General features: G+C 39.8%; 25 protein-coding genes. 7 read left to right on the forward strand and 18 right to left on the reverse strand.

Features of this window, described 5'->3' with window-relative positions; translation table 11 throughout:
• Window positions 1-158 precede the first annotated feature (158 nt).
• Genes K0R93_RS13115 through K0R93_RS13125 form a run of 3 tightly spaced genes read left to right on the forward strand, consistent with a single transcriptional unit; the run spans window position 159 to window position 1,253 of the window.
• Window positions 159-392: a hypothetical protein gene (locus K0R93_RS13115; protein ID WP_300302066.1), complete on the forward strand. Its 234-nt coding sequence runs from the start codon at window positions 159-161 to the stop codon at window positions 390-392.
• Entirely contained in the window at window positions 367-735 is a 369-nt protein-coding gene (locus K0R93_RS13120; RefSeq protein WP_300302068.1) for a tyrosine-type recombinase/integrase, read from the forward strand. The genes K0R93_RS13115 and K0R93_RS13120 overlap by 26 nt, the downstream gene beginning before the upstream one ends.
• Window positions 696-1,253 (forward strand): tyrosine-type recombinase/integrase, encoded by a 558-nt coding sequence (locus K0R93_RS13125; RefSeq protein WP_300302070.1) that lies wholly within the window; start codon window positions 696-698, stop codon window positions 1,251-1,253. Before K0R93_RS13120 ends, K0R93_RS13125 begins: the two co-directional genes overlap by 40 nt.
• 85 nt (window positions 1,254-1,338) lie before the next feature.
• On the opposite strand, the gene K0R93_RS13130 is transcribed toward K0R93_RS13125, so the two are convergent.
• From K0R93_RS13130 to K0R93_RS13200, 15 genes are all read right to left on the reverse strand, one after another.
• Window positions 1,339-1,854: an ECF transporter S component gene (locus K0R93_RS13130; RefSeq protein WP_300302072.1), complete on the reverse strand. Its 516-nt coding sequence runs from the start codon at window positions 1,852-1,854 to the stop codon at window positions 1,339-1,341.
• A 148-nt stretch (window positions 1,855-2,002) separates the two neighbouring features.
• Window positions 2,003-2,485 carry a CBO0543 family protein gene (locus K0R93_RS13135; RefSeq protein ID WP_300302074.1) on the reverse strand — a complete coding sequence of 161 codons (483 nt, stop codon included), beginning with the start codon at window positions 2,483-2,485 and terminating at the stop codon, window positions 2,003-2,005.
• A 138-nt stretch (window positions 2,486-2,623) separates the two neighbouring features.
• The gene (locus tag K0R93_RS13140) at window positions 2,624-3,787 is read right to left on the reverse strand and encodes a pyridoxal phosphate-dependent aminotransferase (RefSeq protein ID WP_300302077.1); all 1,164 of its coding nucleotides are present in this window, start codon (window positions 3,785-3,787) and stop codon (window positions 2,624-2,626) included.
• 23 nt (window positions 3,788-3,810) lie between these two features.
• Complete coding sequence (locus tag K0R93_RS13145; protein ID WP_300302080.1) at window positions 3,811-4,536, reverse strand: amino acid ABC transporter ATP-binding protein; 726 nt, start codon at window positions 4,534-4,536, stop codon at window positions 3,811-3,813.
• Window positions 4,520-5,176: an amino acid ABC transporter permease gene (locus tag K0R93_RS13150; protein ID WP_330685161.1), complete on the reverse strand. Its 657-nt coding sequence runs from the start codon at window positions 5,174-5,176 to the stop codon at window positions 4,520-4,522. Before K0R93_RS13150 ends, K0R93_RS13145 begins: the two co-directional genes overlap by 17 nt.
• A gap of 119 nt (window positions 5,177-5,295) precedes the next feature.
• Entirely contained in the window at window positions 5,296-6,141 is an 846-nt protein-coding gene (locus K0R93_RS13155; RefSeq protein ID WP_300302084.1) for a transporter substrate-binding domain-containing protein, read from the reverse strand.
• Between the two features lie 172 nt (window positions 6,142-6,313).
• Entirely contained in the window at window positions 6,314-7,603 is a 1,290-nt protein-coding gene (gene larA, locus K0R93_RS13160; RefSeq protein ID WP_300302086.1) for a nickel-dependent lactate racemase, read from the reverse strand.
• Window positions 7,604-7,779: 176 nt separating this feature from the next.
• Entirely contained in the window at window positions 7,780-8,505 is a 726-nt protein-coding gene (locus tag K0R93_RS13165) for a DUF5714 domain-containing protein (protein WP_442870183.1), read from the reverse strand.
• 77 nt (window positions 8,506-8,582) lie between these two features.
• Entirely contained in the window at window positions 8,583-9,458 is an 876-nt protein-coding gene (locus tag K0R93_RS13170; protein WP_300302090.1) for a uroporphyrinogen decarboxylase family protein, read from the reverse strand.
• 4 nt (window positions 9,459-9,462) lie between these two features.
• Window positions 9,463-10,296 carry a putative manganese transporter gene (locus K0R93_RS13175; protein WP_300302093.1) on the reverse strand — a complete coding sequence of 278 codons (834 nt, stop codon included), beginning with the start codon at window positions 10,294-10,296 and terminating at the stop codon, window positions 9,463-9,465.
• Window positions 10,281-11,225 carry a CobW family GTP-binding protein gene (locus tag K0R93_RS13180; RefSeq protein ID WP_300302095.1) on the reverse strand — a complete coding sequence of 315 codons (945 nt, stop codon included), beginning with the start codon at window positions 11,223-11,225 and terminating at the stop codon, window positions 10,281-10,283. The genes K0R93_RS13175 and K0R93_RS13180 overlap by 16 nt, the downstream gene beginning before the upstream one ends.
• Window positions 11,226-11,237: 12 nt before the next feature.
• Window positions 11,238-12,965 carry an ASKHA domain-containing protein gene (locus tag K0R93_RS13185; protein WP_300302097.1) on the reverse strand — a complete coding sequence of 576 codons (1,728 nt, stop codon included), beginning with the start codon at window positions 12,963-12,965 and terminating at the stop codon, window positions 11,238-11,240.
• A 6-nt stretch (window positions 12,966-12,971) separates the two neighbouring features.
• Window positions 12,972-13,988, reverse strand: coding sequence for a uroporphyrinogen decarboxylase family protein (locus tag K0R93_RS13190; protein WP_300302099.1), 1,017 nt, complete (start codon window positions 13,986-13,988; stop codon window positions 12,972-12,974).
• The gene (locus K0R93_RS13195; RefSeq protein ID WP_300302101.1) at window positions 13,972-15,027 is read right to left on the reverse strand and encodes a uroporphyrinogen decarboxylase family protein; all 1,056 of its coding nucleotides are present in this window, start codon (window positions 15,025-15,027) and stop codon (window positions 13,972-13,974) included. The genes K0R93_RS13190 and K0R93_RS13195 overlap by 17 nt, the downstream gene beginning before the upstream one ends.
• Window positions 15,028-15,029: 2 nt before the next feature.
• Window positions 15,030-15,677: a corrinoid protein gene (locus K0R93_RS13200; protein ID WP_300302103.1), complete on the reverse strand. Its 648-nt coding sequence runs from the start codon at window positions 15,675-15,677 to the stop codon at window positions 15,030-15,032.
• A gap of 319 nt (window positions 15,678-15,996) precedes the next feature.
• Here K0R93_RS13200 and K0R93_RS13205 point away from each other — a divergent pair, with 319 nt between their 5' ends.
• Both K0R93_RS13205 and K0R93_RS13210 read left to right on the forward strand, forming a co-directional pair.
• The gene (locus K0R93_RS13205) at window positions 15,997-17,259 is read left to right on the forward strand and encodes a response regulator (protein WP_300302105.1); all 1,263 of its coding nucleotides are present in this window, start codon (window positions 15,997-15,999) and stop codon (window positions 17,257-17,259) included.
• 162 nt (window positions 17,260-17,421) lie between these two features.
• Window positions 17,422-18,432, forward strand: coding sequence for a LysM peptidoglycan-binding domain-containing protein (locus K0R93_RS13210; RefSeq protein ID WP_300302107.1), 1,011 nt, complete (start codon window positions 17,422-17,424; stop codon window positions 18,430-18,432).
• Window positions 18,433-18,465: 33 nt separating this feature from the next.
• Here the strand turns inward: K0R93_RS13210 and K0R93_RS13215 are convergent, their stop codons facing one another.
• Window positions 18,466-18,759, reverse strand: a complete 294-nt coding sequence (locus tag K0R93_RS13215; RefSeq protein WP_300302109.1) for a hypothetical protein — start codon at window positions 18,757-18,759, stop codon at window positions 18,466-18,468.
• Between the two features lie 197 nt (window positions 18,760-18,956).
• Between K0R93_RS13215 and K0R93_RS13220 the strand changes: the two genes are divergently transcribed.
• Together K0R93_RS13220 and K0R93_RS13225 are read left to right on the forward strand one after the other, a co-directional pair.
• The gene (locus tag K0R93_RS13220; protein ID WP_300302111.1) at window positions 18,957-19,565 is read left to right on the forward strand and encodes an RNA polymerase sigma factor; all 609 of its coding nucleotides are present in this window, start codon (window positions 18,957-18,959) and stop codon (window positions 19,563-19,565) included.
• Window positions 19,540-20,259, forward strand: a complete 720-nt coding sequence (locus tag K0R93_RS13225; RefSeq protein ID WP_300302113.1) for a DUF4367 domain-containing protein — start codon at window positions 19,540-19,542, stop codon at window positions 20,257-20,259. Before K0R93_RS13220 ends, K0R93_RS13225 begins: the two co-directional genes overlap by 26 nt.
• Before the next feature lie 52 nt (window positions 20,260-20,311).
• Here K0R93_RS13225 and rpsR read toward each other — a convergent pair whose 3' ends face one another.
• Window positions 20,312-20,539, reverse strand: coding sequence for a 30S ribosomal protein S18 (rpsR, locus tag K0R93_RS13230; protein WP_300302115.1), 228 nt, complete (start codon window positions 20,537-20,539; stop codon window positions 20,312-20,314).
• 18 nt (window positions 20,540-20,557) lie between these two features.
• Window positions 20,558-20,969, reverse strand: a 412-nt coding sequence (locus tag K0R93_RS13235) for a single-stranded DNA-binding protein (protein WP_330685159.1), incomplete at its 5' end; no start/stop codon positions are given.

A 20,969-nucleotide genomic window follows, 5' to 3' on the forward strand; every position in this document is an offset into this window, starting at 1 on the left:
TAGTAATTGTGTTGCATTCAGTAAAAACCATGTAAATATTGATATGACTATCATAGAAGGTGATTATACTAATCACCTTTTTATTTTGTTGTTTTTGAATGCAACATATTATATGATGTATATATAATATGTTGCATTCTATTTTAGGGGGAATTGGGATGAATCTATTTAGCTTTTTTGTACTTTCTATTTTCTGTGCTGCAGTGGGTCTTTTTATACCGATGCCTTTTCCAGGTGCAGCTGTAGGTCTTATCTTTGGTGCAGCCATGAGCATTTTCATCTTGCTGATGGATGTGATGAAACGATTAGATTCTTTGGAAAAAAAGATGGAAGAAAAGAGTAGAAGAATAAGAAGGAGCCAAGAACATGAACACCGTAGAACCCATTCGTGATAAGAAAAAGATTGATGCTATAAAGAAGTACCTGTTGGGAGCTGGGAAGATCCGAGACTATTGTCTATTCGTTTTAGGGATCAACACCGGCCTTAGGGTTTCGGATCTTCTGGATCTGAAATGGAGTGACGTCCTGGATGAAAAAAAGAAGTTTAAAGACCACATTTATATCCGGGAAGGGAAGACCGGAAAAGAAAAGAAATTTCCCATCAATGAGAGCGCCCAGGATGGCCTAAAACGACTTTTAAAGGATCAGTATAACCTGGATATGCTTGTCCAATTTTTACCTCTAGAAAAGGAAATATGGCCGCCATATCACGATCTATGGCGTGGCGTACTATAAACGATGCATGTAGAGCTGTGGGGGTTACGGGAAACATTGGAACCCATACCTTGAGAAAGACCTGGGGCTACTGGGCATGGAAGAGTGGTGTGCCGCTGCCGATCATCATGGAAGTATTAAACCACAGCAGCTTAACAGTAACCAAAAGATATCTTGGGATCACCCAAGATGAGATCAACGATGCCTATATGAGATTGAATTTATTATGCAAGGGAGGCTATAAGTTGGATTTATTTTTAGTAATAATAATATATTTCATCGTAGTAGATCCTTTCATAAGGCAAAGAATCCGCTCAAAAGCAATGCAGAAAAAAATAGAATCACTAGGTGGTCAGGTAATTAAGATAAAAAAAATGCACAAAGGTTTTTTTACTGCAGGACCCTTTGATGCATTTAAAGGTGATTGGATTGGGAAGGGCTACGGTATTTATAAGGTGGACTATATATTAGATGACTTACCTAAATCTATATATGTTAAATTCTTTGGTTACTCTCGAAATGGGGAATGGAAAGAATAACTTCTAACTTTTCCCTAAATACAATTTTAAGGAATAACAAAATAAATCAAGACTATACAAAACAAAAAGAGAGATTTGCATCTCTCTACATCCTTATCTCTTTCCCTTTATTTAGATAGTTGTGTAGGAATGGTATCACTGCCAGTGCAATTGCACCTCCAGCCAAAGCCGTGAAGAGCTGGGTAATACCAAATGCCACTGCTGCTTTTTCCAGTACAGGTCCAGGCAGCATACCGATAAGTATCCATTTTACAGCAGTCCACAATACCAGAAACTTTGTCACGGCTGCTAAGATCATCGCCATATATCTATTTCTATTTTGAATAAATCCATAGACCAATACCCACACTGCATTGGCTCCTATGACAAAAGGAATCACTGGCGCCATGGGCGCTTTCATAATGCCTACCATTAACGCTACAACCGGCGTAATGCATCCGATCATTACTGCAGGGATCATCCCAACTGTGCCAGCTGAAATGAGAAGCATGGCATTTATAGCCGTTCCTGTTACCAATTGGGGCAGTGACATGAATTGAATGGCTAGGGTTAATGCCAACAAAATCCCTACCCTGGTTATTTTCTGCGTTCCTTGATTCATACGTTCCCTTCTTTCCCCTTTAATTTTATGCCCGAGCTGCATTCATGAAAAATAGGTGGTGTTCTCCTTGCTTGATAAGATTTGCAAAAACCTGTCTAAGACTCTTCTACATTATCATGCTATGCAAAATTCCTTGTTCTTAGAATTTCTACACAGACCCTTTTTTTTCCTTCCATGTATAAATATAGTGGGCACCCATGACAAACAGATAGCCGATTAAATAGGTTGTATATGTAATATAAAAGTTCATCTTTTCAGTGTAACCCACTAATTGTGTGGTGTATAAAGTGATGGCTTCTATGACTGTGCTCATTCCTGCCATGGATAGGGCAAGAAAAATATTTTTACCCAAGCGATCTTTTAAAAAATGAACATAAATCAAACCAAACACTGCGAAAAAGAATATATCCTTAATAAGCATAGCAGAAAACTCATTGTATGCTTTTGTTGGATAGTACCAATAGTCATACACACGGGCCCAAGAGCATATTAATTCCGCGATAAATATGGAGTATCCAAAGGCCACAAAATATTCTTTCCATCTTTTTCTGTCTGCTATATAAAGAAATATCGCCCATACAATGATAATCGCACTTATAGAATAAACTAAGTCCCACGTTTTACTGCTCATTCATACTCCCTCCTCTAAATACTATTTAGTATGTGTGCATCTATCAGAATTATATTCCTTAAACAAATACTATTAGAAAGAGCCCTTTTCTTAAAACAGAAAAGGGCTCTTTCATTATTGTTGGAGGAGGAACTTCCTTTATATCGAAAAAATCTGCATTTTCTCTATACGATCAAAGGCTTCCTTCAGTTTACCTACACCTACGGTACAGGCAATCCGTACATAGCCCTCACCGCATTGTCCAAAGGCGTTCCCTGGAATTACCAGCACGTGGGCCTCTTCTAAAAGCTTCTTGCTGACGTCTTCAGAGCTAAGCCCTGTTTTCTTTATATTTACAAATAGATAAAAGCTCCCTTGGGGTGCAATCACCGACATGTTGGCAATCCCATTGATGCGGTCATGGGCATAATATACCCTTTTCTGATACTCTTCTATCATTCCAGGCTGAACTTGCTCACGATTTCTTAATGCATGGATCGCTGCCCTTTGGGATATGGATGGTGCAGAAAAGCACACCCCCTCATTGATATCTCGAATACAGGAAACCAAAAATTCGGGGCCGATCACATAGCCGATTCTCCAGCCTGTCATGGCATAATCCTTAGAAAAGCTGCCTATGGTAATGGTTCTATCTGCCATACCTTCAAAGGCTGTCATCGGTTTAAAGGGTTCCCCAAAGGAGAATGCGCCATAAACATCATCACCAATAACAATCAAGTCATGATCCTTGGCTACCTTTGCTACCGCTTCTAAGGTCTGATGACTAAGACAAGCCCCTGTAGGATTGTTTGGCGTATTGATAATAATAGCTTTTGTTCTATTGGTAATCAATGCTTTCATTCGCTCAATATCAATCTGAAACCCATCCTCTTCATAGGTTTCCAGAACCACAGGTTTACCCCCTGCTAAGCCAATCTGATGATCATAGGGTGTAAAATATGGGGCTGGGACAATAACCTCATCCCCATCATCCAAGATTGCCTCCAGTACCAAATACATCCCATGGCAAGCCCCTACTACCACCATAATGTGATTAGGGTCTACGGCATAACCGTGCTGTTCCCTATAGAATTTACTGATTTCCTCCCTCAGTTCCATCTGCCCCTGGGGATCTGTATATCGGGTATGTCCTTCATGGGCATCGGCAAAGGCACCATCTATAATAAGCTTATCTGTGATATAGTCTGGATCTCCCAAACTCAGATTGATTAAATCACTATACCGATTCACCAGATCCGCCGTGGCACTCATGGCGGTGGTTGTACTGTTCCAATATCTCTTTGCAAGAAATCTATGCTTCATATAAATCCCTACCTTCTCTAACCCTACTTCAACACTTTGCCTAAAAAGTCTTGGGTTCTAGGGTGCTTTGGATTGCTAAAAATCTCCGTAGGACAACCTTCCTCAATCACTTGCCCTTCATCCATAAAGATCACTCTGTTCCCTACCTCTTTAGCAAAGCCCATCTCATGGGTAACAACCACCATGGTCATTCCCTCTGCTGCCAGCTTCTTCATAACATCCAATACCTCGCCCACCATCTCTGGGTCTAATGCTGAAGTCGGCTCGTCAAAAAGCATCACATCTGGGGACATGGCCAGGGCTCTCGCGATGGCAATTCTTTGTTTCTGTCCGCCGGACAATTGATTTGGATAGTTATGAGCTTTATCTTCAAGACCAATTCTTTTCAATAGAGAGAAAGCTACCTTTTCAGCTTCCTCCGTGGTCATTTTCTTTACTTTGATCGGAGACAATGTAACATTTTCTAGCACTGTTAAATGGGGAAACAAATTAAACTGTTGAAATACCATCCCCATTTTTTGTCTTTGCACATTAATATCATTCTTCGCATCTGTGATGGAAACCCCTTCGAATATGATTTCTCCGTCGGTGGGTTGTTCCAAAAGATTGAGGCAGCGAAGAAAAGTACTTTTCCCAGACCCACTAGGTCCGATCACTACGACTACTTCTCCCTGTTCAATATGTTCATTAATCCCCTTTAACACATGGAGCTTACCAAACTTTTTGTGTAGATTAGATACTTGAATCACCAGCTCTCAACCTCCTTTCTACGATTCCCAGCAGCTTGGATAGTGTAAAGGTAATCACAAAGTAAATGACTGCTGCGATGATGAGCGGTAAAAACGGCTTATAGGTAATCCCTCGAAGGGTGTCTGTTTTATACATAAGATCTGCAATACCAACGATAGATACAATCGCTGATTCCTTAATCAGTACAATAAATTCATTCCCTAAAGCAGGAAGAATATTTTTAAATGCCTGGGGTATAATGATGTATCTCATGGCCATCCCATGGGTCATTCCTAAAGATCTCGCTGCCTCCATCTGACCTCTATCGATGGCCAATATGCCTGCACGGATGATTTCAGCCACATAAGCTGCACTATTTAGGGATACTGCGATAATTCCCAATGTCATATCAGGTAACTCTATCCCTATCAATCGAGGCAACCCATAATAAACGATATATAATTGCAATAAGAGGGGTGTTCCTCTAACTACTTCAATGTAGGCGGATGCCAAAACACTCACCACTTTATTTTTCGATAACTTCATCAATGCAATAATTACACCGATAACAACACCTAATATTACGCCAAAGAATGAAAGAAAGAGAGTGACTGCCGTACCTGTGATAAAAAAACTGTGGTACTTGGCAATAAATTCCATAACCACTCCTTTCACCTCCTTATCTATATTTTATAATTATTACGTTTTTGTAATATTTTGTCGAGAAATAATGAGGGCAAAAGACATCCGTCTTTTGCCACTCTATCGTTCCTTTGTAATTATTCTTCTTCTGCTAATGTTGTTGCTTCTTCAATAAACTTATCAATCGTTCCTTCACTTAATAGCTTATCAATCGTCTTGTTAATCGCTTCTACCAAATCCTCATTTCCTTTGTTTACAGCGATGGCTACACCTTCCTCTGTCCCAAAGGATATCTCTGGTACAACCAAGTCAGCGTTTTGCTTTGCATAAGCTGCAGCTACAGGATCTACCAATACGATGGCATCAATCTTTTTATTTTTTAGCTCTAATACCAAGTCAGTAATCTTACTTAAAGATTTTACTTCTGCACCCTCAATTGTCAAGGCGATTTCCTCTTGTACCGTTGACTTTTGTGCTCCAACCTTTAGACCTTTAAAGTCTTCTGGCGTTTTTAACTTATCTTGATCTTCTGCTCTGATTAGAATCTTTTGCTCCGCTTGATAGTACTGCTTTGAGAAATCAACGCTTTTCTTTCTCTCTTCTTTTGGAACCATTCCTGCAACGATGAAGTCGATATCATCCACAACCAATGCTGCCAATAGACCATCAAACTTCATATCTTTGATTTCAAGCTCCACACCAAGATCTGCGGCGATTGTCTTCGCGATTTCGATGTCAAAACCTACGATTTCGTCCTTACCATCGATAAGCTTGTGGAACTCATATGGTGGATAGTCAGCAGATGTTCCTAGCACGATCTTACCTTTCTTTTGAATTTCTTCAACCTTTGAAGGAGCTGCTTGTTCTGCCGGTGCAGGTGCCTTCTCCTCTGTGGCTGGCTTTTGTGAACAGCCTGTGAATGCAAACACAAATACCAATGCAAGTATGAGTGCCATTATTTTTTTTGTTTTTCCTTTAAACATATTTTCTTCCCCCTATACTGAATATTTATTCTTCATATTGTATCATTATACACGGCGTTTGATAAAATAGCAATAGGTTTTTTATAAATTTTTTTGAGTTTTTTTGCATCAAAAAAAGAACCCGGTTTAGGGTCCTTCGGCATTCAGCTTGCTCGTTTTTAGAATTAATACACTATTCATTCATTTTCGGCAATGTATTTGCACCGTAGGGTATTAGATATGTTTGTAAGTCCATACCTTTTTTTGCATAAACTATCTCTAATGCTTCCTCTAAGGTAGCTACGATGGGAATATTGATTTTTTCTAATGACTTAGGCGGCATTTGGGACACCAACACTACATTATAAGCCGCTGCAATCTCTGAAATGAGATAACCTGTATATTTTGCCACGGTATAATTCTCCCGCAGTGCCGCCTCCCTTTCTTGATTGCTGTTATAATTCACAATAATCTCTTCCACTTCGTCATGACCAAAGCCTTCGATGCACTGACTCAGCAAAATGATGCTGCCGCCTAATTTTGCTGCCCCCTTTGCATTGATCAATGCTTTCGATGACTGATACAACTCTATATCCTTTGGATATCCTCCCGCCGATGAAATCACTAAATCCGCTTTTTCAGAGATGCTGACGCCATCCATTTCTTCTATCAGCTTCTGTCCTGCTTCATGGGCTTTCAAGTAGTGACCCGCCACTGCCTTTCCAATATTGCCTTCATCATCCATAATCACGTTCAGCAAAAAAGATGGCTTTACGAAGACTGCTGCCTCCACCATATCTAGATGCAGAGGATTATCCAAAGCATTACCACATCGTACCTTTGGATTTAATCCTTTTCCTACAACTGGATTTAAAGACAAGGAATGATTGGCCATGATGGATTCATAGGCACTAATCCCTGGAAGGATGGATTTTTTGCCGCCTCCCCAACCAGCCAAATCGTGGTAGACCACTGCCCCAGTCAGTAGGATATGATCACATTCCATGGCAACCTTATTTATCTTTACTGGGGTTCCAAAGGTGGTGGTACCTACATATACCATATTATCCTCAGCTCTACAATCATGATCAATTACTTGAAACCTTTTGCTCAGCTTTTCTCCCAACAATACCCCATGCTCTTCCTGGGTCTGTCCTCGATGGGATCCCGTTGCACAAAGAAATACAATATCCTTATCCTCTATACCTGCCTGATTTAACTCTTCTACCAAGTAAGGCAAATAGAAGCCCATTTTCTGCCATGCCCGTGTAATATCAGAAATCACAATACAGATTGTATCTCCTGGGGATATAATCTCTTTTAATCTTGGACTCTCAATGGGATCTTGTAATGCATCCAATATCACTTGTTCTTCGCTCTTCTTTATATGATCACCATGGCTTTTGATAACGCCCAGTAGATTTTTTTCAGGTACGGTTACCGATATCTCTTCTGTTCCATACTTCATAGGATACGTCTTCATACGGCTTCTCCCTCCGATTTATACAGTATATATAGTATTGATTTCTACAAAACCCTTTAAAAATTCTTTTGTCTTTCTCTCTTGCTTAGTATATCATGTATATTTATGCTAGTAAACTGTATAAATATTTGCGCGGATGATGGAGTAAAAAAAAGCTGTCCTTCTGGCCAGCTCGATTATCGTACATTATTAAAATACTTACATTTTGTCTCTCTGCAACCATGGGGATGATGATGACTATCGACGCAGGTTACTTTTCCATCTTTCACGAGTTTTATCTTTAGATATTCCTCTGCCAGCTCACTGGCCAAACTTAGCGATGTCCTTAAAAAATTCTTACAGCAGCAGGGACCCGCCTCATTGGCTATAGCTTCGATCACCCGAGCCACTGCGTGCATAGTCACAGCAGTTTCTTGATCCTTTGGACAAGCTGCCCCCAAAATTACACTAAAGGATGCTCCAATGGCAGGAGCAATGCCACAAATCCCTGTTAGCCCACAGTAGGCACCTATAGCCTGTTTTTTTGTACGCTGCAAAGCTTCCTTGATCTGTTCATCAGTGATTGTAATCTCACCCGTATTTCTGATGGCGGCCATGAGAGATGCCGTCGCAATCCATGCGTGCTCACAGCCCAGCATAGGGATGTTTATTTTTTTCATCATATATTCAGCATTGGTCATGGGATCTTTCCCTTTTACCAGCAGTGCTATACGCAGAACCTCATCAAACTGTTCCTTACCATGGCATTCATCACAAACATAATGATTACTTGGGCAATACACATATCCCTGCTCTGTCCTATTACATTTCAAACACTGAAATTCTCTGCCCGTTTCTAAATATATGAGCTTTTGGCCACACATCATGCAGTTTTCACTATTCTCATTTTGGTATTGACCAATACCATCATGGGATGGGCCTCAGCAGCCTTGCTGTCTATGTTCCATGGTCACACCTCCTACAGAAACAATCATGCACCTTACTTCAAGCAAACATTCCAAACAACCGCCTTTTTCATTTTAAAAGGTGTCTTTTTGATGCAAGCGTGCCCGATGAATTTAATTTTCTGATTGCTGTTCATCAACTGAAGAATCGCTTCCCCATAAGTAAGGTCTTCATTTGCCTCAATAGCATAGGTCTCACTAAATCCAAGCTTATCAAAGGCTGTGGAGGTCTTTCCACAAAGATGCACGATTCTTCCATCCAAAAATGGTTCTATTCGTTTTAATATATTATACGTTGTCTGTCCACTGATTTCTTGATACACTTTAGGTCCCACGATATCCAAAGATCCCACAGGATCTCCATAGGAAATTATTTTGGCCCCGCGCGCTATCCCTGCGAGAATGTACTTCACAATATTATCTTCAATCATCTTCATAAATTTGTCAATGCGTTCTTTGTTTTTCCGTATTCCCTTATAAAAAATCATAGGATCTATCAGTGAAGATATAATTGTGAAAGGACCTTCCACATTCAAGGCTACAATTTCATTATCTCTGTTTAATCTCTCTACCGCATCTAATACTTCTTTTATTCTACCCCTAGTTAAATCAATTTCTTGGATTCTCTCAAGCTCTTCAATCGTTGAAAATAAATATTGATCCACGCGAGGTCCGTTCTTGTCGTCTCCAAGCTTAATCCTTCCCCCCAGTGCTTCTGCTTCTACCGTGACACAGAAAGGTACTCTGACAAACCGATCCCCCTTATACGCTTTTAATTCCTTTGCAAGGATCATCATCTGTTCTTGATCTAAATGGGCCTTTGGGAAGCTGATGCCTGTCCGCTGGATGATTGATTCGGGTATTTGCTCCAGGTTTTCACCCTCACATTTGAATGTCACTATATGTTCCATGTCATTAACCTCCAAACACAAAGATTATTTCGCCAATGGCAATACTGATTGTTAATAAAAGAAAAATAATGCCTATAGCTTTTTTAAAAGGAAGCTCCTTTAGTACTACAAGGATTCCATAGCCTGTATTGGCGCATAGTCCACTGATTAATGCACCCAATCCCACGGCCCCTTGTATATATCCCTCGGCTAGTACCACAGATGACATACAGCTCGGAATGGCGCCTATCACAGCAGCATAAATGGGCTGCATAAATGTATTTTTCCCAAGAAGAGCACCAAGACCCGCCTCCCCGATTCTTTCAAGTCCAAGACTCAGGAGAAACACCGTCAATAGTAAAAATAGAGATATTTTGAGGGTGTGTATGAAACTATTTATGAATATATTTCTATGCTTAGTACATTTCGGACATGTGCAGTCAGCGTCACAACCTTTTATACGATTTCTTTTTTCCTTAATTACTGCGTATATGACGTAACCCACAACAATGCCAATGAGTACTTTCACAGTAATTAATTTCATGACAAATCCTATTTGGTCTGGATGGGCACCCATAATGATAAGGGCTTCATCGGAACTAGAAAGAAATATGGCAAAAAGCATTCCCAAAGTTATATGACCATTGGCGTAAAGCTTGGCAAATCCTACAGGAATGCCACACTGGGGTATAATCCCTAAAAGCCCGCCTCCAACAACCTCATACTTGGATATCCTATCAATCAGACGATTCTCGTTGTTCACCTTTATCATGAAAAAATCAACAAATAGAAATAGAAGAAAAATAATAGGCACAACGCGAACTGTATCTTTGATGCTATCCACTAAAATGTCAACCAATTGAATAGCCCTCCCCCCTTAGCCTTCCACAAGCGTTTCAGTTCTTTTTCATCCATCTTCATGCCGATCAGGCAAAGCTTTCCACTGGATTTATGATCGGTCTTATGGATATCGAACTGCCCATTTGTATAACTAAAATCCAGATAATACCCAGGCCCTCTCAGGAATCCCTTTCCTCTCAGAATTTTTCCATAAAGAGGATTTTTTAATTCATTTAGTATCTCTTCCAAGCTTTCTACCGTATACTTTGCGGAAGTCTCTATAGCAAAGGTATCAAACTCATTTTCTCTGCATGGTCTATGGCTCGGGTGAATCAATTCCTTGAATTCCATGGTCAGATCCCCTGACAAAAGGGCTTTTACATCTTCTATCGACATATTCTCCCAGCTGGCTGCGACAATGGGTGCTGTCTCATTTAGCTCTCTCAATGAGCTTATAATTTCCTTTACCTGATGCTCAGAAACAAATTGACTTTTGCTTAGAACCAAAGAAGATGCATGGGCAATTTGATCTTCAAAGAACTCCCCAAAAACTTCACATTGGGCCAAATAGTTCATACTGTCAATCACTGTAACCAAAGAATGAATTGTACATGTTTCCTTAAAGGTGGGTTTGTTTAATATTTCAATGATATCACTCAATATGCTGATACCTGTTGGTTCAATGATAATACGTTCAGGCTTAAACTCATCAATCACCCTGGAAAGCATCCCGATGAAGTCTTTTTGCATGATGCAGCAAATACATCCGCTGGAAATTTCAAAGACTTCAAATCCCTCTCTCTCTATTAAGTCTCCATCGATCCCAATTTCTCCAAATTCATTTTCAATCAATACTACCTTCTCATGCTCATAAGACTTCAACAGCTTTTTGATAAGGGTTGTCTTTCCCGCACCTAGGAATCCAGAAATCACATCAATCTTGATCATAATCCACCTCGGTTAAAATTTTAATTCCTTGACAAAGCAGCTCTGAAACTCATCCTTCATAGAAAGCTCCAATACTTCCATCTTATTTCTGAAGGATGATATCTTGTTCAATACGTCTTTATTGATTAAAGCTAGTCTAGCCCCTTCTACGGACGAATTTCCTACAAAAGAGACTTTACCTTTAAAGCCCTTGGGTATGAGTCCTATTTCCTGTATATTGTCCGGGTTTAGATGATAGCCAAAGGCCCCGGCAATCACTGCTTCTTTTACCTCTGCAATTGATACCCCCATCTCTTTCAACAGCATGGTAACCCCCGTAGCAATCGCTCCCTTTGCCAGTTGGATTTGTCGAATATCTCTTTGAGAAATATACACCGTATCGGTAATATAGAATTTTTTATCCCGCAGTCTTCCGTCTATTCGATCATTTATATCCAGATTGAACTTTCCATTGGGAAGGATAATTTCCTTTTTTACCAAAGCCCCGGCAATGTCAATAAGACCACTTCCGCAAATGCCCTTTGGAGGTAGATCCCCAATGGTGGAATAGTGAATCTGATATCCCTCATCTATGTAAAAAGAATCGATGGCTCCCGCTTCAGCTCGACATCCGCAGGCTATGTTCATCCCCTCCAAGGCTGGCCCAGCCGCCGTAGACGTGGCTGCCATTCTTCCATTTACAATGGCCACGATTTCTCCGTTGGTTCCTATATCTATAAATATGGATGTGTCTTTCTTCTCATCAAAATCAGTTGCCGCAATACCTGCCAAAATATCTGCCCCTACATATCCCGATGCAGAAGGCAGCAATGTTATGATTCCGCCCTTATTTATTTCAATCGATAATTCTTTAGGCTTAATGTCTATCTTTTTCAAAAAAACCGGTCGGTAAGGGGCCTTTGCAATGGTCATGGAATCAATCCCTACCAACAAATGAAGCATTGTTGTATTGCCTGCGATCATCATTTGATATACAGCATCCCTATGATACTGATTGCTCAACAATTTCATTACGATTTCATTCATACAATCTATCATCAGTTCTTTTAGGCGCCTTGAACCATCCTCATTTTCCTTGCAATAACTAATTCGGGTTAAAACATCCCCACCATATTGGGCTTGGGGATTTAAACAGGATACTTTATTCAGCACCTCTCCTGTTTCTAAATCTAAAAGATAGGCAGAGATTCCCGTAGTACCTATATCTACCGCGATCCCCAGCATTTCCTTCAAATCTTCTCCTATATCTATCAAACGATTCTCGGATATGATGCCAAAGATTCTTTCCCCTTGGCCTTTTTCCATGCGCCCGATTTTCTCATACAAATGCATAGATTCAATAGGGTAGCCGATGTATTCCTCGTAGGGTATAGGACTTTTCCTATCTATTTTAGGTAGCTCTACCTTTTGTATCGAATTGTTTGCTTCGACTTCTACAGTATATCCCCAGTTAATGGTTTTCAGTTCATTTTTTCCATGGAATAATTCTATCTCCACATCTCCTCGTACCAATGCTAGACATGCCAGCCGAATGCCATCCTGTCCCATCAAGAGCTTTTGCTCCGCTGGCGACGGTGGAGATAACGCTCCCCAAGCTCTCACCCTGCATTTTCCGCAAATGCCAATACAGTTGCAAGGGGCTTCCACAACCAATCCTGCCCTGCGTATGCAGTCAATTAATCGCTCTCCAACTTCTGCTTCCATAGATTTATTTTCATTGATAAAATGTACTTGTATCATCTATTTCTAAATACCTCTCTTTACAAACTCCGTCATAGCCCGCAGATTTTTTACAGATGTTGCCATGCTTAAGCCGCAGGCAGGCGAGACAATATCCACGCCTGAATCCATACAGTTTTTGGTGATAGACTCTATTTTTCCCTGTTCACCGGTATGAAGGAGCTGGGTGTTTACATTTCCCATCAAACGGGTAGTCAGCTTGGACTTGGCAAAGCGCATGTTTACCATTGAGTCAAAACTCACCGCATCTACACCTGTGTCATTTAAACTGTCTATGATGGTATTGGCGTTTCCACAAATATGAATAATCACTGGAACATGAAACTGGTGAATGGTCGCAATCATATCCTTATAGAAAGGTATGGCAAACCTTTCAAAATTTTTTGCCCCTAGGATTTCCCCTGTGGCTGTGGGGTCTGAGATTGCAATGATATCAGCCCCAGCCCGAATCATTTCTACTGCATATTCCTTGGAGTAATCATGAATGAATTGGAAAAAACGATAGATCTTATCCGGGTCTTTTCTGAGCATTTTAAGGGCATACAGGGGATCTATAATAGATGTGGCTGTACTGATGTGTCCTGTGATATTTCCAATGACAGGTATTTCATCATTTTTTAGCTTCTCAACAGCTTGAATTGTAATCCCCATTCGATGGGAATCTCTGGGGTTTACTTTATAATTTTGGATAATATCTTCAATCGATTTATTGTTGTATTCTGTTACCCTTGGTTCAATGAATTTGTCTCCCAAATCAATTTTAGCTCCTAGTGGTTCTGACTCTACTGTCATATCAAAGGGTACACCATAGTTCTCAAAACCTGTTATCTCACGCACCGCTTTGGCTGCCGCTGTCATAGCGTCTAAGTCTATATTGTGATTTTCCTCAATATCTTTTAAGACCTCTGTTACGCTGGCATTCATCATTCCCCCAGGACAAATAACAGGAGGGCGGTCAACCGCCTCTCCTTTCAGCACCTTTAGAAGTCTTTCTTTTTCTGTGAGATTACTCCGCTTTTGCATAATCGTAGGCACCATAGCTTCTCGCTGCATCCATCATGGCATCAATATGCTGAAAGGGAACCTTTGTCGGAATTTCACAGCCGGAAGCTAAAATAAACCCTGGGGTATAGCCTTCCATAATATCCATGGCATTCTTACATACCTCATGAATTCTTTCTATAGGACCAAACAATAGTTCATCGGCTGGGGCAATATTCCCTAACAATACAGCTCTTCCGGCTACTTTTTCCCTTGCTACTGCTAAATCACATATATCCAGGCTGACGATATCCGTTCCAGTCTCTGTCATTTGGTCTACAATTTTATGAGTCTTTCCACAAATATGAAGAGGGATTGCCGCTCCTAATTCATGGGCATAATCTACTAGTTCTTTAATATATGGAAATGCAAATTTGGCAAACATTTTAGGGCTAAAGATACTCCCAGAAGCAATAGGTTCAAGAATAATAGGAATCGCTCCCTTTGCCACAACTTCCTTTATAAAGTTTTTACAGCTGTCCGTAGCCATTCTGAGAAGGGCGTGGCATAATTCGGGATTTGCATATGTATCCCTAGCAAAGTCTTCCGTTCCTCTGAGGGTTGCCGCCGTAGATACTGGTCCTGAGAAGCATACGGAGTTAAATATTTTGTCTCCTACTTCTGTGTTTAAGATATCCAAGGCTTCATAAAAAACAGGAAACTTTCCGTCAGTCTTTTCCGCAACCTTGATTTTACTTAAATCTTCCATGGATTGTACCACTGGATTTTCACAGTTTGCAGGTTCATCTTCAGAGTAGACAAGTTCCTGCCCCATGGCTTCTGCGATATAAGAGCAGTTGGTAAAAAGATAGTTTAAATCATAACCGAATCGATCCATGGCTGCCATATAGGAATCCGCCATGACTTTACCGTCTAACTGAAATTCTTTTACGGTTTTACCAATGAGATGGGCTGCATTGCTGGTTACAATGGGCATACAGAGAATTCGATCTAGGGGTTTTCCTGTTAAAAAAGCCAATAATCTTTCCTTTGGGGTTAAAATGTCTTGTCTGATTTCCATTGTTATGCCCTCCCAAAAATTTCTTTTACTCTTCTTACGGCTTCACTGGCATCCTTTGTATATAAGTCGGCACCAATACGATCAGCAAAATTTTGTGAGATTGGTCCTCCGCCTACAAGGATTTTATATTTATTTCGTATATTTCTTTCTGATAGTCGATCTATTACAGTCTTCATGCCATCCATGGTTGTCGTCATCAGTGTTGACATGCCGATAAGATCCGCGTTTACCTCTTCTGCTTTTTCAATGAAACGCTCCAGCGGCACATCCCTTCCCAAATCATGGACTTCCATACCCGATGCTTCCATCATGATTCGTACAAGATTCTTTCCAATATCATGGGTATCTCCCTCTACAACACCCATCACAACCTTGATGGGTTCTTGCATACTGCTTTTATCTAAGTGAGGCTTCACGATATCTAATCCTGCATTCATCACATCAGAACAAACCAAAACTTCTGGAAGGAAGTATTCTTCTTCCTCATAAAGCCTTGATACTTCATCCATACCAGGGATTAATCCTTCTGTTATGGTCTCATAGGCAGGGATATTTAGCTCCAGTGTCTTCTCGCATAGTTCTACTACTTTTTCTTCTTCCATTTCCACCAGTGATTCACGGATCTCTTTCAATATGGTTTCTTTATTCATTTATAACGCCCCCTATTTAATCTTCAATCCCATTATACTGTGGATTATATATGAAAACTATGGCTATGGTTATCTATAGAAATATTTCATGAAATTGAAAATTAGATAAGATTCATCTATAAAAGGGCTATACTATAATAGAGGAATTCTTTGCTCTGCGTCGAATTTCAAAATGTTATGTCTTTTTATCTATTTAAAGCCTCTATTGATCGATATGTATATATTTTGCTTCCTCATTCATATCTTGCATGCAAGATATTTCCTTGTAAAAAGTCAAGCCTGTATTTATACTCTCTTATAAACATTTGAGGTGAATGCCATGTTCTGTGTACTACATGTGGATAGCAATCCTTTTTATGCCGAGATCGCCAAAGACGTGGTTTCGCAAAATTCAATTGAATATTTAACTGCAAGAAATATACAGGAAGCCTTTCACTTACTGGAAAACAATGAGGTAGATCTGATTATCACTGGATTAGAATTTACTGATGGGACTGGCGATGCCTTCATTTTATCGATTCATAAGAGTAAGTATAAAAAGATTCCCATTATCGTATTGTCTTCTAGGGATGATCTATCCACAAAAACTACCCTTTTTGAATTAGGGGTCATTGACTTTATTCCAAAGTCATTATTTATTGATCGATTTGTTCCCTACCTGAACAATATTGCTTCCCTGGATTCCTTTCACAAAACATTACAAAACATAAGTATTGCCGTTTTAGATGATAATGAGCTGCAGATTCGGGTCATTAAGGACATATTTGAGTCCTACCACATTCGAAACGTAGACTATTATGTTCATCCTAATGATCTGCTCAACAGCAATAAACAATATGCCCTTTATCTGATTGACTTCATATTACCCCACATTTCAGGGGAAAGGGTGGTTTGGGAGGTAAGGCAAAGGAACCAGTATGCTTTGATCATTGGTATTTCTTCTATTGCCAATGAAAAAATCATCTCTCAAATCCTAACTTCAGGGGCTGATGACTATATTTCAAAGCCTGTCAACAAAGATATCTTTATGGCTAGACTAACTGCAAATATTCGTACCTACAGGCTTTTACAGGAGCTTAAGCAGAAGAATCTCGAATTGGAAGAAATGGCAAAGCTGGACAGTTTAACAAGGCTATACAATCATCGATATATCTATGATCGTCTAGAAGAAGAAATTCAACGATCCAAAAGGTACCACCATGATCTTTCTATTGTTATGATTGATATTGATAAATTTAAGGAAGTAAATGATATCTATGGCCATCCAACGGGAGACGAAGTCATCGTTAAAGTAAGTAACGCACTAAAAAATATATGTAGGTCTACCGATATTCTAGGAAGATATGGGGGAGAAGAATTTCTTATTATACTTCCTGAAACAAGCTTGTCTCAAGGAATAAAGCTGGCAGAAAGACTTCGGAGTCAAGTTTCGGAACTTACCTATAGCCATCCAACCCTCCAGGTAACTATCAGTGGTGGTGTGGCATCCCTAGAAAATCACAGTGCCCTTGAGCTAGTAAAAAAAGCAGACCATTTGCTCTATAAAGCAAAAAGTAGCGGACGAAATAAAATCATGTATTAAAAAAGGCATCTACTGATGCCTTTTTTAATACATGATTTCCTTTCTCTATCACAAAGGTCAAATGACGAAAGGAACCAGGGTTTCACTTTTTCCATATAATGTATTATGCTGATATTTGCAACATTGTTGCTTTAGCGTACATTTTATTGAGAGGTGAAAATCATGTATTCATATTATCGTCAACCGTGCCCTCCAGGCACTTTTCCTTACATCATTCAGCCTGGGGACACTTTTTATCGTTTGGCCCTGAGATTTAGAACCACCGTACCAGCCCTTATTTCAGCAAATCCATTGGCCACGCCTGATACCCTTCAGATAGGGCAGTCTATTTGCATTCCAAGACAGCAGATCTATCCTGCCTGCCCCGAGGGAAACTACTATACCATTCGTTCTGGAGATACCCTCTATGGCATTGCCAGAACCTATAACATCTCCCTGGCTGATCTGGTTGAAGCAAATCCAGGAATCAATCCCTACATGCTCATGGTGGGTCAAGTGATATGTATTCCTTTAGCTACGCCTCCTCAAACTTGTCCTCCTGACACAACACCCTATGTGATTCAAAGCGGAGATACTTTTACAAAGCTTGCCCAACAGTTTAACACCACAGTATCAGCTATTGTACGGGCCAATCCAGCCCTTAATCCAACAGCTTTACTCATCGGGCAAACCGTCTGCATTCCGAGGCCGAGTCAAACTTTACCAGCAACCAAAAACATTCCTGTCATCGTAGAAGGACAAACGGAATACCGACAAGCCAAATTACAGCGCAGCGAGCAAGGATACTATATTTATGTATTGGATCGCTTCCAATTTACAGCCGAAGAACCTGGAAGAGATTTGTTGTTTTCCACCTTTGATGATCGATTCTTTGTGCGCATAGAGCGGCTTCCTAACAATGCAAACATTGAAGACTTACGTGAAAATGCATTAACAGAGTTAAGGCTTATTGGCACACCCCATGAAATGAAAGGAGAAGAAATATTTGATCCGTTCTTCCGTAATGCACGATTCTTCCTCCATGCATCTAGCCCTACGGTTTCCAAGAACATTATTGTGATGGAAATCGACGGTTCACTGTTCCGTTTCACCATGCACCTTCCCAACACTGAAGCGGCAGAAGGTATTATCCCCAGCTTCTACGCCATGATGAAGACCATTGGTGTACGTTAATGTAGGGAAGGCCCCCTGTGGCCTTCCGCTTATTTATTGTAATTGAGGCCTATCGCAAACAGAATTTTGATAATATCCTTGTATCCCTGTTTCTTTTTGATAACTGTCAATAGATCGATGATGCAGAACCGTTACCAACTCTCCCTCCTGCTGCCATGCATCAACCAATTCATGAAACATTTCAAAATCCTTTTCAAATCCATGCCCTGTATTGATCCAAACAGGCCAAACAGGCTGATCATCCTCATAGATTTCTAAAAGCAATCCACTGTAAGATATGGGATGATTCTCCATATAGTCGGCACCGATATAGCATTCTATAGCCATGAGCCTTCCTCCCTCGGTCTTTTTCTTAGGATTTTCCTTTGCTAAATTTTTATTCCTTTATCAGCAAGAAAGTTTTTTCACAGTCTAGTTACTTCTTTGATATTCTGTCATAAATTTCATTGTCAAGACTTTAACAAATTTTATTTACATGGTATGATATAACCATAAAATCCAATATATGGAATGGAGTCGATACAATGCTTTTTTCTAAAAACACACGGAAAGAAGTAGATACGTTATCTTATCTTCGTATATTATTTGAAGATCATAAAGATAGAATTTATAAAATAGCCTACTTCATATTGAAAAACGAACAAGATGCAAAGGATGTTGTACAGGATACATTCATCACTGTTTTCGAAAAAATTGACCAACTCAAAGATAAGGACAAGTTTACAGCTTGGATAACTACCATCGCCAGCAATCATGCAAAATCAAGATATAATAAAAACAAAAGGGAGCTCCCTGTTGATCATGAAGACAAAATCATTCCATGGATAGACCCTTCTACTCCCTTTAATATCCCTGAAGATTTATTGATTCAAAAAGAATTTTCTGCTCATTTAATGGAACAAATCAATGCCCTTCCTAATCAGTATAGAGAAGTCATTTATCTGTACTACTTTGTGGAACTATCTTATGAAGAAATTAGCAAGTTTACTGGTGAAAATCTTGGCACCATAAAATCCAGGCTTTTTAGGGGTAAGCGATATCTTAAAGACAATCTAGAAAGACAACAGAAAATGATGATTTCAGAAGGTAAAAGCGAGGATCATAACCATGAAAAATCAAGATATGCTCGATAAAGCCATAAAAGAAGCTTTAAAAGATAGTGTAGAAAGCATCATAGTTCCTGATATGAATGATGTTTGGATTTATATAGAACACCATATTCTTCAACAGAAGATGAAGCGTCTCAAAAAAGCTGCTGGCTTCGCAGCAGCGGTGATCATCCTCTTATCTTTTATGGGAATAGGCTATATGAACCAAGGTTATGCAAGCTACTTTAGATCCCTGAAATTCCTAACAACCTCAACAGCTACCCTTACTCATATTCAAGTACAAAACAAGACACCTGGAGAACTTGCCCAAACCTTAGAGGACAGTAACCCCTCCCAAATGAATGACCTCCAAGAGATAGAGTTACCTTATGAAACAGCTCTGGAAATAGCCAACTTCCAAGTAATGTTACCATCCTATATACCCAATGGTTTTGTTCTTGACAAGGTTTTGTTAATCCAACTAGGTAAAAAAACAATAAACCTTCGTCTCCTATATACCAATGGAGATGACATCCTTGAGATCCTTCAAGAACCCATCCAAGGTGAATATGCCACCATAAGCGAGCACCTTGAAGGTGGACACAAATATCATATCATAAGGTTTACCAATGGCTTTACTGAAATGATTTGGGATATGGATGAAGTGAAATATACATTGAAAGGAAATGTCCACGAAGAGGAAGCACTGAAAATTGCCTTATCCTTGAAAAGTGAGTAATTCATTTATGAATAAACTATAAAAGAGAAGTGATTTCTCACTTCTCTTTTGATTAGTCTTGTGTATATGGTAATAAAGCAATAACTCTTGATCTTTTGATTGCTACAGTTAAAGCTCTTTGGTGTGTCGCACAAGTTCCAGAAATTCTTCTTGGAAGAATCTTTCCTCTTTCTGTAACGTACTTGCCAAGCTTTCTGATATCTTTATAATCTATATGCTTTGCTTTATCAGCACAGAAGTTACATACTCTTTTTTTACGAGAACGTCTCTTTTTCATCATCTTATTTTTCCCTCCTTTTTAGAACGGAATATCATCGTCATCTTCGTCGATGGCCTGGAAGCCGTTGGTATCCACATAGGATGAACCTTCGAAGCCGCCGCCTGAACTTGCCTTATTGCCCCACTCAAGGAATTCTACTTGATCCGCTATTACTTCTGTGGTGTATCGCTTCTCACCACTTTGTGTCTCATAATTGTTGTTCTGAATTCTTCCTTGAACTGCAACCATTCTTCCTTTGGCAAGGTAGTTCGCACAGTTTTCACCTGTTTTACCGAAAACAACTACTCGGAAAAAATCCGCTTCTTTTTCCTTAGAAAATGGTCTATTCACTGCTATTGAAAAGGTGGCTACTGCTTTGCCGCTACCTGCAGTAAAGCGAAGCTCTGGGTCCCTTGCTAATCTACCAATAAGGATTACCTGATTCATGATT

Source organism: Anaerosolibacter sp., assembly GCF_029240175.1.
GTDB lineage: Bacteria > Bacillota > Clostridia > Peptostreptococcales > Thermotaleaceae > Anaerosolibacter.